The following is a 10742-nucleotide window of genomic DNA, read 5'->3' on the forward strand; positions in this document are numbered from 1 at the left end:
GAGGGTCGGGCGCGCCCGACCCGGCGGGGCCGGGCGCCCACGGCTCCTGACGGCTACCCGGTCAGTCGCACTTCTTCCACGAGAAGACGTAGGTGGTGGTGATGCTGGCGTCGGTGGAGTCCATCGCCATCCAGCTCAGCCGGTCCGGGTCGGTCCCGGCGTCCACCCGCAGCTCGGTGTTGATGTTGAAGTTGCGCTCGGCGTTGCAGGGGGCGTAGATGGCCACGTCGGCGCGGTCGTTGAACTGCCAGTTCTCCTGGTAGGGGCCGGGCAGCTCGTGGGTGACGGCCTCGGTCTCGGGCATGCCCTGGAAGTAGTAGCTGGCCTTCTGGGTGCCGGTGGCGCCGGCGGCGAGGTCGGCGTAGCCGCGGTACTCGGCGCGGGCGATGGCGTAGGTGTAGCCCTGCGGGACGCTCACCAGCACGGCGAGCTGGCAGTTCTTGCGGCTGTCGGTGGGGCTCGACCCGCCCCCGGCCTGGGCGAGGTACTCGCTGTAGGTGACGGTGAACGCGGTCTTGTCGGGGGCCACGGAGGCGGCGGCGGTGCCGGGGGCGCAGCCGGAGCCGTTCGCGTTGACCAGGTCGATCTCGACCCGCCCGGGCGGCGGGGGGTCGGTGGGCGGGAAGGGCACGACGTCGTCGGGCCCGTCGGAGGCGGCCGCCGGGGCGGCGGACAGGGCCAGGGCCGCGGCGAAGGCCGCGGCGGTGGATGCCAGGCGGGTTCTGGGCATGGGGGACCACCTTCGGGGGATGGGAACGGGGACGTCCGGCACGGGTCGGAGCACCGGGCGCGTGGGGGGCGCGGGGCGTCTCCGCCGGTAGGGGGATGGGGGATTCGGAGCGGCGCCGGACGAACGCTTCCCTTGGGAAGGTAGGCACCCGGATACGGAGCGTCAATCCCCTGATTCATGATCCTTTTTCACAGTAGACGGGACCAAGAATGTGAATCCGCACCGGAGCCATTCCGGGCCCACTTTGTCGGCGGATTCAGGGAATCATCCTGTTTCCGGACGAAGGGACGGGGCCGGGCCCCGGCCCACGCCCCGGCCGCCGCCCCGTCCCCTGATTCAGGTGGCCCGCCACTCGGCGGCTGAACTACTATTTCCGAACCCGGTCGGACGGCTGCGGCCCCTTTCCGCCCCTCCGGCGATGGGATCGCCGCGCGCCCTGCAGAACGGCGCCTGGCCGCATTCTCCTTTTTCGACCTTTTCCGGGAGGCCGCCATCCGACTCCACGAAAGCGTCCGGGACGACACGCGTTCCGCGGCGGAGGACCACCACGCCGAGACCGTCCGGGCCTACTCCGCCTACGCCGACTGGTATGCGCACAAGACCAGGGGGTTCACGCCCTACTCGCCGTTGCGGACGGAGATCCACGAGTTCTGCAGGATCACCTCCGGAACCGTTCTGGACGCCGGGGCCGGGTGCTGCCGCGACGCCGTCCAGATGGCGCGGGGCGGGCGCGACGTCGTGGCCGTCGACGCGGTCCCCGCCCTGCTGGAGGCGGGGCCGCCGCACGCCCGGGTCCGCCCGGTCGCCGCCGATGTCCGCGACCTCCCGCTGCGCGGCTCCTCGGTCGGCGCCGTATGGTGCTCGGCGGTCCTGCTCCATATGGACGCCACAGGCCTCGTCACGGCGCTCGGCGAATTCCTGCGCGTTCTCACCCCCGACGGATTCGCGCACATCTCCCTCAAAGAAGGGGACGGCCGTTCCGTGGAGCCGATGGCCGACAGCACCGAGCACCGGCGGCATTTCTTCGCCTACCCGCTCGGCCGGCTGAGGGATCTGTGCGCCGATGCCGGTTTCGGTGTCGACCGGACCTGGACGGGGGAACAGGCCGACTCCGGAGGGACCGTGCAGACCTGGCGAAAGCTCCTTCTGCGCCCCCTGGGCTGACCCCTCCCGAACACCCCACAACACTCCCGAACCGGGGCATTGCGGACTGGTAGCGTGAGCCCGGACGGAGAGGGCGGTCGGGCGTGCGGAACCTGGGGCCGGATGATCCCCGTGAGACCGGCGGCCACCGGCTGCTGCGCCGGATCGGGGCGGGCGGGATGGGCGTCGTCTACCTCGGGCGCGCCCCGGACGGGGCCCTGAGCGCCGTCAAGGTCGTCCGTTCCGAGTACGCCGACGACGAGGAGTTCCGGGCGCGCTTCCGCCGCGAGGCGGCCGCGGCCGGGCGGGTGCACGGCCCGTTCACCGCGCGGGTGCTCGACGCGCGCACCGACGGCCCCGTGCCCTGGATGGCGACCGAGTACATCCCCGGGCTGAGCCTGGACCGCGCCGTCCGCGAGGTGGGCGAGTTCCGCGGGGAGCCGCTGCGGATGCTCGCCGCCGGGCTGACCGAGGCGCTCCGCGCGATCCACGCGGCGGGGCTGGTCCACCGCGACCTCAAGCCCTCCAACGTGCTGCTCTCCGAGCGCGGCCCGCAGGTCATCGACTTCGGAATCGCCCGTGCCGCCGACGCCACCGCTCTCACTGGCACCGGGCAGGCCCTGGGGACCCCCGGCTACATGGCGCCGGAGCAGGTCACCGGCGGCGACGCCGGGCCGCGCAGCGACGTCTTCGCCTTCGGCGGCGTGCTGCTGTTCGCGGCGACGGGCCGCAGGCCGTTCGGCGGCGGCGACCCCATGGGGATCCTCTACCGCTCGGTGCGGGAGGAGCCCGACCTGAGCGGCCTGGAGGGGGAGATCGCCGAGCTGGTCCGCGCCTGCCTGGCCAAGGACCCCGCAGACCGGCCCGGCCTGGACGAGGTGCGCGCCGCGCTGGCCGCGCCGGGCGCGGACGAGATCGCCCGGACACTGCTGCTGCCCGCCGGGCTGGCCGAGGGGATCACGCGCGGCGCGGCCGAGGCCGACCGGATCCAGGAGGAGCCGCCCTCCAGGGCCCGGCCCGCCCTGCCGCCCTGGGCGTGGGCGGGCGCGGCCGTGCTCGCCGTGGTGATGCTGGTGGCCGGGGCGTTCGCCGCCTCGGCCGGGGACCTCCTGGGCGGACGCCCACTCGGCCCGACGGGTCCGGCCGACGAGGGCGGGGCCGCTGCGCCCCTGAGCGGAGGCGTCCCCACCGACAGCGTCATCGGCGACGCCGGGGAGACCGAGGCCGCGCGGGTCGCCGACGGGCTCGCCGGGCTGGAGTGCTCCGGCGCGCACGGGCCGGTGCGGGTCTACGGGGCGGCGTGGGTGGGGTACGGCCCGGAGCTGCTGATGCTGTCGGACTACGGCCTGTCGCTGTTCGACACCGAGCGGGGAGAGGAGGCCGCCCGGCTGAGCGGAGGCGGCGGCGCGTGCCACGGCTACGGGGATGAGGACGGCACCGGCACCGGTCGGCGGATGGACGTCAGCGACGACGGACGCATCGCCGTGCAGATCGCCCCCGGGGGCGACCGGATCCTGGCCTGGGACCTGGAGGCCCGCGAGGAGCTCGCGCCGATCGAGGTGGACGGCGGAGACGGCGGATTGGACGAGCCGGTCGTCGCGGTCAGCGGCGACGGCCGGACGGTCGCCGTCACCGGCGCCGCCGACGACGGGCGGCGCCTGGAGGTCTTCCGGACGGAGGGCGGGGAGCCGCTGCTGAGCGAGGACTCCCCCTACTTCGACATCGACCTGGACGCGGACGGCGGCCGTCTGGCGGCGGTCACCGGTGCGGGGCCGAGGGCGGTGGCGCTGGTCGACACGGCGTCGGGCCGTGCCGAGACGAGCTATCCGGTGCGCGAGCCGAGCGGGGACCGGTACGCGTCCCGCGTGGCCTTCGGCCAGGGGGAGCTGCTCGCCTACACCACCGGCGGGGCGGTCGTGGTGTGGAACCCAGACACGGAGAGCGTGCTGCAGGAGTTCTCGTACACGCCCAACGGCGGGCCCGTGGACGGGCTGGCGTTCACCGGGGACTCGACGGTGGCGCTGGCGTTCTCGCCGCAGGCGTCGGAGGCGCCCGGCGGGCTGGTGCGGCGGTGGAGCATCGCCGACGGGTCGGAGATGTCGTCGCTGGAGGGGGCGGGGTGGCGGTTCCCCGCAGTGCACCCGGGCGCCCCGGACCGGGCGCCCGAGGTGGCGGCCTTCCGCACACCGGCCCAGGCGGCGGACGGGTTCGCCGTGGCGGTCGTCCGCCCCGAATCCGGCCAGGACGCGACCCGGTGGCTGCCGTGGGGGCCGGCCGACCTGGCCGGATTCGCCTAGGGGCCCACGGCCCCGTCAGTGGGAGACGCCGCGCTTCCAGTAGCCGCAGAAGAAGACGCGCTCCTTGTCCATGCCCCGGCCGGAGACGAGGTGGCGGCGGAGGGACGTCGCCAGTGTCGACTCCCCCGAGATCCACGCGTAGTCGAGCGGGCCGACATCGCGGCCCTCAAGGTGGGCGAGGGCGGCCTCGCCCGGCTCGGCGCCGTCGGCGGGGTGGAGGTGGACCCGCTCGACGCCGGGGTGGGCGGGGAGCTCGGGGGCGCTGCCGGGGCGGTACTCCAGGATCGCCAGGGCGCGCACGTCGGCCGGGAGGCTCTCGATGATGGCGGCGAGGGCGGGCTGGGCCGTCTCGTCGGCGACGAGGAGCAGGTCGGCGGCGTCGGCCGGCGGGGCGTACCCGGCGCGGTCGCTGAGGACGCCGATCCCGTCACCGGGCCGGGCCGCGGCGGCCCAGGCGGAGGCGGGGCCGGCGTTCTCGGCGTGCAGGACGAAGTCGACGTCGATCTCGGCGCGGGCGCGGTCGATGCGCCGGACGGTGTAGTTGCGCACGCGGGGGCGGTCGGGCTCGTCCATGGCCTGGATCTCCTTCCACCAGCCCGACGACGAGCGCGGAAGGTTGAGCACCCCGGTGGCGCCGGGCAGGAGGAGCCGGATGAGGTGGTCCGGGCCGTGGTAGGGGAAGCGGACCGGGTCGGCGAAGGAGGGGTGGGCGAGGACGACTCGGACCATGTGGTCGGCGACCCGGGACGTCCGCACCGCTCGGGCGGCGACTGCGGTGACGTCCGACGTCTCGGTACGGGCCTGCACGGGCATGCGGTCCACTCCTCGTCCCCAGGGTCCGGCGGCCCCCCGGGGACGGAGGCGGCCCATGGCAGTTGGGCCCGCCCCCGGGGCATCACCGCTGCGATGCACGTCCTAAGGTAAGGCTTACTTTAACGTCGACGCAATGGGAGGGAGGCCGGGCGCCCCGCAGGGGCACCCGGCCCTTGTGCGGATCAGCAGTGTGCGGCGCGCTCCTCGGAGGTCATCGGCCGCGTCGACTGGGTGATGGTCCCGCTCTGGTCAGCGGTCGGGCCCGTGGCCTCGAAGGGGACGTACCAGTAGTAGTGGCCGTAGTACCGGTCGGGGAAGTGCAGCTCGTACGTGCCGTTCACGGTCTGCATCCTCGGTCCGACGTAGACCCGGCCGACCTCGCCGGGCGCCGCGATGACCGTCGTGGTCTGGGACTCGGTGTGCGAGTTCTTCCATTCGTGGCCGTAGGTGGCCTCGAAGGAGACCTGGAAGACCTCGCCGAACTTGTACCCGCCGCCCAGCGACAGGCCCACGCTGTTGGACTCGCTGGTGGTGTCGGACCAGCCGACCGTCATCCACTGCTCCCGGTCGGTGCAGTTGTAGACCGGGGAGCCGACCACGTGGCGGGCCGCCTGGTGCTCCCGCACCGGCCCCTCGGGGTGGAAGACGCAGACGTCGGTGCCGTTGTTGCACAGCTCCAGGAGCTGGCGCGAAGTGGGCGTGTCCTCGTGGTCGGCGTGGGCCGGGGCGGCGAGCCCGGCCGTGAGGGCGAGTGCCGCCGCGGCCGAGCCGCAGGCGATGGTGGTCCGGCGGAGCGCCGTTGCCATGGTCACGGGCACGCGTTCCTCTCAGCCTGGGTCATGGGACGGGTCTTCTGCACGATCGCCTCGTCGCCGCCCGGCGCGGGACCGGTGGCCTCGAAGGGGACGTACCAGTAGTAGTGGCCGTAGTAGCGGTCGGGGAAGTGCAGCTCATAGGTGCCCCTGACGCGCTGCATCCGGGGCTGGCGCTCCACCCACCCGACTTCGCCGGGGCCGGTGAAGACCGTGGTGGTCTGGCTCTCGGTGTGCGAGTTGGTCCAGGTGTGCTCGTAGGTCGCCTCGAAGGTGACCTTGAAGACCTTGGCGAAGCCGTACTCGGCGCTCAGGGAGAGGCCGACGCTGTTGGACTCGGAGGTCGTGTCGGACCAGCCGACCGTGGACCGCTGCTCGCGGCCGGTGCAGTTGTAGACCTCCCTGCCGACCTGCCGCTTGGAGCCCGAGACGTATTCGGGGCGGCCTTCGGGGTGGAAGACGCAGACGTCGGTGCCGTTCTCGCACAGCTCCAGGAGCTGGCGCGAAGTGGGCGTGTCCTCGTGGTCGGCGAGTGCGGGGGCGGGGGCGAATCCCACCATGAGCGCCGCGGCGATCATGGCGGTGCGGAGGATCCATCGTTTTCGCATGGGGGGATTCCGTCTTCCTCTCAGAAGTGGGGACGCGTGCTTCAGAGGTGGGGGCACGCGCTTCAGAGGCGGGGGGAAGGCGTCAGCTGAAGCCGATCGAGTCGGCGCGGTCGTTCATGAAGTCGCCGACGTAGCCGGTGTTCTCCTTGTAGGGGCCGTCGCGGTCCCCGCCGAGGCCGACCTCGGGGTAGAGCCAGATCCAGCAGTCGGCCCACGGCTGGACCGAGGAGATGTCGTTGGCCAACGGGGCGAACTCCCCGGTGAGGTCGAACTCGTAGTCCATGACGCCGTTCTTGACGCAGGGGGCCTCGGCCGTGACCGTCAGGGAGTCACCGCCGTAGTCACGCTCAGTGAAGAAAGTGCCCACGATGACGTCGTTCCGGGCGTCGGCCTCGGCGCTCAGGGTGGTGAGGCCGGAAGGGGCGGTGCCCTCCTCAGCGGCGGCGAGGGCCGCATCCAGGGTGGCGAAGCACTCCTGCTCACCGGTGTCCATGTCGGCGACGCAGTGCTCTCCTTCTTCGGCGGCCGCCGTTCCGGAGGTGAGCGTCGCGCCCAGCAGGAGGACCGCGCCGCCGACGGCGGCGCGGGGAAGCGTTCTCTTCACCTGACCACTCCTTGTTCGCATTGGTCGCAAAAGGCGCGGTCACCTTAACGTCGCCCTGGGTGACGGGATACAGGTGCGCAAGGGTGGCCCGCTTCACGGGGTTCGGCGCCGTCGCGGCCCGTTCGCGGATGTGCGCCGGTCACGGATGAAAATGAAAATCTACTCCCGCGTATACCAATTGGTAGTGTGAGCGCAAACACAAGTGGTCGCCGTTCTGCCGCCGATTTCCGGACAGCACTCGGCCTCGGCACGGCCGTCCGAAAACCGCCTTGGAGAACAGGAAACCGCCCCGCCATGATCCGGCGGGTCCACACCTGAGCACCTCGGGCACGGCGGGTGCGGCTGCGTGGTCGCAAATTAAGTAAAGAATGCAGCCTTTTCAGTCAGTCGGAGGGGTGTCGGCGATACGGCCGCAAAGTGGGCCCCTCCGGCGTCAACCCGCCACCCGGTCGACCTCGGTGCGCAGGGCGTGTTCCGCCTCGGCCGCCGATAGGCCCCCGATCAGCACGCGCATCGTCAGCCCGTCGGCGGTCGCCATCATCGACCGGGCGGCCTGTCGGGGGTCGGCGATGCCGGGGGCGATGCGCTCCAGGAGCCTCGCCGCCTCGGTCTCGGCACCCTCCTTGGCCTCGGCCAGCATCGCGGCCAGCCCCGGGTGGCTGATGCCGGCGCCCACGTACTGGTAGAACACCGAGACCATCGCCCGCGACGACTCCGCCAGCGGGATCGGCCCCGCGATGAGCCGCCACAGCGCCTCGCGGTCGTCGACCCCCTCGGTCCCGGCCGTGTGGCGCTCGCCGGCCCCCGCGACCATCGCCTCCAGGCTGGCCCGCAGCAGCTCGTCCTTGCTGCGGAACCAGTACTGGATCCGGCCCACCGATACCCCGGCGGCCGCCGCCACGTTCCGCATCGACACCGCGCCCATGCCGCTCTCGGCGATCACCTGCCACACCGCGTGGATGATCGCGGTCCGGCGCTCGTCGGGTTCCGTACCGGCCATGCCTCCATCCTAGCGGTGATCAATACGACCGTATCGATCGGTGTGTACACTCGCACCGAGCGATCAATACGACTGTATTTGCGGGGGTCTCCATGAGCACCGAACCGAGCGGCCGGCCCCGGAGCCGCCGCGCCCTGAAGGCCCTGAAGGTCCTCGCGGTCCTGGTCGCCGCGTGGCTCGTGATCGACAAGGCCGTCGCGATCGCCTCGCCCGCGCCGCAGGTGGGCCACTGGCGCAGCCAGGAGGGGTATGCGTCCTACCGCGCGGCCTACGACGCCGCGATGGCGGACCTGCCCGAGCCGACCCGCACCCACGACGTGCCCACGGAGTTCGGCACCGTGCGCGTCTACGAGTGGGCGGCCGACGGGGGTGGCGACAAGGGGAACGGCCTCCTCCCGGTCGTGTTCGTGCCCGGGATCAGCTCCGGCGCGCCGATGTGGGGCGACAACCTGCCGTCCTGGATCGGCGACCGCACCCTCTACGCGATGGACGCCATCGGCGACTCGGGGATGTCCACCCAGTCCGTGCCCTTCGACTCGTTCGCCGACCAGGCGGAGTGGGTGGAGCAGATGCTCGCGGGCCTGGACATCGACCGCGCGCACATGGTGGGGCACTCGTTCGGCGGGGCCGTCGCCGCGAACCATGCGTTGGACCACCCCGGGCGGGTCGCCTCACTGACGCTGCTCGAACCGGTGGTGGTGCTGGAGGCGCTGCCGGCCTCGATGTACCTGTGGTCGTCGCTGCTGATCCTGCCCGCGCCCCAGTCCTGGAAGGACCGCGCGCTCGCGGAGATCGGCGGCACGACGCTGGAGGAGGTGCGCGAGCGCACGCCGATGTCGGTGATGGTGGACGAGGGGGCCGGGCACTACGTCTCCCCGACGCTGGTGCCGAGGACGCTCACCGACGACGAGTGGCGGTCGATGGAGATGCCGGTGCGGGTCGACATCGCGGCGGAGAAGTCGCTGGCGGGAGGCGAGGAGGCGGCGAAGCGGGCCCGGGGCCTCGGCATGGACCCGGTGACCGTGTGGCCGGAGACCACGCACTCCCTGCCGATGCAGGCGGCAGAAGACTTGGGCCCCGAGCTGGAGGAGTACTGGTCCACGCACGACGGATAAGAGCGGCGGCAGCGCCACCTTTCAGAGGAGGTCGCGACCGTCGTGGGCGCGGACGGCGGGCGGGAAACCCGGGGTGAGCGCGTCGAGGAGGCGGCAGGCGTAGGCGGGCGCCATGCGGGCCTCGATCTCGTCGGGGGTGAGCCAGTCGACACCGGTGGTCTCGTCGGTCAGGTGCGGCGTTCCCGAAGCGAGGGCGCAGCGGAAGACCAAGGCCACGACGTGGGCCTTCATGTTCTTGTAGACGCCGGTGAGGGGGCCGACGTGCACGTGGAGGCCGGTCTCCTCACGGATCTCGCGGCGAACGCCCGCCTCGATGTCCTCCCCCGCCTCAAGCACACCGCCCGGGGGCTCCCAGTGCCCGTTGTCGGCACGGCGGATGGCCAGGATGCGGCCGTCTTCACGGACGACCGCACCGGCGACGGAGACGGAGTGCAGGGGAGGCAATGGCGGGCTAGAAGGCGTCCCGCTTGGCGGCGTCGACGAAGGCGCGCCACTCAGGAGAGCCGAAGAACAGGGCGCCGAGGTCACGGTGCTTGGTGTCACGCACGGCACTGGCGCCGGGGGCGTCGGCGACCTCGACGCACTCCCCACGGTCGGTGCTGTAGGTCGATGTCCGCCAGGCCCAATCCGCGCTGGTCATCGGAACTCTCCTCTTACTTTCTCGATTAGCTGCCGCGACTCCGGGGGCGGCAGCGCCGCTCCTCGGAGGTCGGCGAAGCGTTCACTGAACTCTTTGAGATCTGCAGAATCCTGGATCAGGATGCCAGCTTGCGCATGCTCCAGATACAGAACGTCGGTCCCATCGTCCGCCCGGACGAGCCGGAACGCACCGGCCAGCCCAGGGTGCTGCTCGGTGCGGAACGGCACGATCTGAATGGTCACCCTGGCCTCGCTGTCCACTTCCAGAAGCCGTTCGAGTTGGTCGGCCATGGCTTGCGCCCCTCCGACCGGCCGCAGTCCAGGTGGGCGGGCGGATCAGCAGGTCCCCCGCTTCAGGGGCCCCAGCCGAGCAGCGGACCACCAGGGTGTGAGGCGGGAGGGCGGCGACGAGGACAGGCTGGCGGCCCTTGCGGCAGCGTTGTCGGCCGCAGCGCGTGTGGGTGGTCGCCGGAGTGGTCGGCGACGGAGCGAGCGGGGTGCTTTCCTGGCCCCACCAGCCGGGCGTCTGGTTGCTGGCGGTCCGGGTGGGCCGCGCGGTGGGGAGGGCGGGTGGTCGTCCGCGTTCGTGGCGGCCGCCGGGCCTGCCGGGCCCTTGTCCGCGATGATCTCGACGGAGGTGCTGTCATTCCGGCGGTTTTGACAGCACTTTCGTCGAGATCATCGCCGAGGGGCCCGATCATGCTCCGGGGTGCGGGCATGCGGGGGCACCGGCGCGCCGGTCCGGGCGTCGGGCGTGGCGGAAGAACCGCTTTGGAGCAGGCCGGGTGGCGCAACCGCCATCCTGGCTGGCCCCGGGGCGGGGGCCTGTTCGGGCTCTTGGGGTTGTGTCTTCGGGGGGCCTATGCGGCCTTACCTAGGGAGGAGTCCCCGTCGTCCCCACCCGACTCCTTGCCGGTGCGGGCCTGGTGGCGGCGGGCGCGGTAGTGGGCCTCCAGGCGGCGCATGTGCTTCTCGCGGTTG

General features: G+C 72.3%; 12 protein-coding genes. 3 read left to right on the forward strand and 9 right to left on the reverse strand.

Annotation, left to right across the window (positions count from 1 at the left end; translation table 11 throughout):
- Window positions 1–61 precede the first annotated feature (61 nt).
- Entirely contained in the window at window positions 62–730 is a 669-nt protein-coding gene (locus tag O4J56_RS31110; RefSeq protein WP_270690748.1) for a DUF4360 domain-containing protein, read from the reverse strand.
- Between the two features lie 627 nt (window positions 731–1357).
- On the opposite strand from O4J56_RS31110, the gene O4J56_RS31115 reads away from it, so the two are divergent.
- Both O4J56_RS31115 and O4J56_RS31120 read left to right on the forward strand, forming a co-directional pair.
- On the forward strand, window positions 1358–1894 hold the full coding sequence (locus tag O4J56_RS31115) for a class I SAM-dependent methyltransferase (RefSeq protein ID WP_270690749.1): 537 nt from the start codon (window positions 1358–1360) through the stop codon (window positions 1892–1894).
- A gap of 83 nt (window positions 1895–1977) precedes the next feature.
- Entirely contained in the window at window positions 1978–4170 is a 2193-nt protein-coding gene (locus O4J56_RS31120) for a WD40 repeat domain-containing serine/threonine protein kinase (RefSeq protein WP_270690750.1), read from the forward strand.
- Window positions 4171–4185: 15 nt separating this feature from the next.
- Here the strand turns inward: O4J56_RS31120 and O4J56_RS31125 are convergent, their stop codons facing one another.
- From O4J56_RS31125 to O4J56_RS31145, 5 genes are all read right to left on the reverse strand, one after another.
- Entirely contained in the window at window positions 4186–4983 is a 798-nt protein-coding gene (locus O4J56_RS31125; RefSeq protein WP_270690751.1) for a siderophore-interacting protein, read from the reverse strand.
- A gap of 182 nt (window positions 4984–5165) precedes the next feature.
- Window positions 5166–5801: a hypothetical protein gene (locus O4J56_RS31130; protein WP_270690752.1), complete on the reverse strand. Its 636-nt coding sequence runs from the start codon at window positions 5799–5801 to the stop codon at window positions 5166–5168.
- On the reverse strand, window positions 5792–6373 hold the full coding sequence (locus O4J56_RS31135) for a hypothetical protein (RefSeq protein WP_270690759.1): 582 nt from the start codon (window positions 6371–6373) through the stop codon (window positions 5792–5794). The genes O4J56_RS31130 and O4J56_RS31135 overlap by 10 nt, the downstream gene beginning before the upstream one ends.
- Before the next feature lie 112 nt (window positions 6374–6485).
- Window positions 6486–7007: a hypothetical protein gene (locus O4J56_RS31140; protein WP_270690753.1), complete on the reverse strand. Its 522-nt coding sequence runs from the start codon at window positions 7005–7007 to the stop codon at window positions 6486–6488.
- 433 nt (window positions 7008–7440) lie between these two features.
- Window positions 7441–8007, reverse strand: a complete 567-nt coding sequence (locus tag O4J56_RS31145; RefSeq protein ID WP_270690754.1) for a TetR/AcrR family transcriptional regulator — start codon at window positions 8005–8007, stop codon at window positions 7441–7443.
- 92 nt (window positions 8008–8099) lie between these two features.
- Between O4J56_RS31145 and O4J56_RS31150 the strand changes: the two genes are divergently transcribed.
- On the forward strand, window positions 8100–9122 hold the full coding sequence (locus tag O4J56_RS31150) for an alpha/beta fold hydrolase (protein ID WP_270690755.1): 1023 nt from the start codon (window positions 8100–8102) through the stop codon (window positions 9120–9122).
- A gap of 21 nt (window positions 9123–9143) precedes the next feature.
- On the opposite strand, the gene O4J56_RS31155 is transcribed toward O4J56_RS31150, so the two are convergent.
- Genes O4J56_RS31155 through O4J56_RS31165 form a run of 3 tightly spaced genes read right to left on the reverse strand, consistent with a single transcriptional unit; the run spans window position 9144 to window position 10079 of the window.
- Entirely contained in the window at window positions 9144–9557 is a 414-nt protein-coding gene (locus O4J56_RS31155; protein ID WP_270690760.1) for an NUDIX hydrolase, read from the reverse strand.
- Between the two features lie 16 nt (window positions 9558–9573).
- Window positions 9574–9762, reverse strand: a complete 189-nt coding sequence (locus O4J56_RS31160; RefSeq protein ID WP_270690756.1) for a DUF397 domain-containing protein — start codon at window positions 9760–9762, stop codon at window positions 9574–9576.
- On the reverse strand, window positions 9759–10079 hold the full coding sequence (locus tag O4J56_RS31165; protein ID WP_408639200.1) for a DUF5753 domain-containing protein: 321 nt from the start codon (window positions 10077–10079) through the stop codon (window positions 9759–9761). Before O4J56_RS31165 ends, O4J56_RS31160 begins: the two co-directional genes overlap by 4 nt.
- Window positions 10080–10742 lie beyond the last annotated feature (663 nt).

The sequence above is a fragment of the Nocardiopsis endophytica genome (genome assembly GCF_027706725.1).
GTDB lineage: Bacteria > Actinomycetota > Actinomycetes > Streptosporangiales > Streptosporangiaceae > Nocardiopsis_A > Nocardiopsis_A endophytica.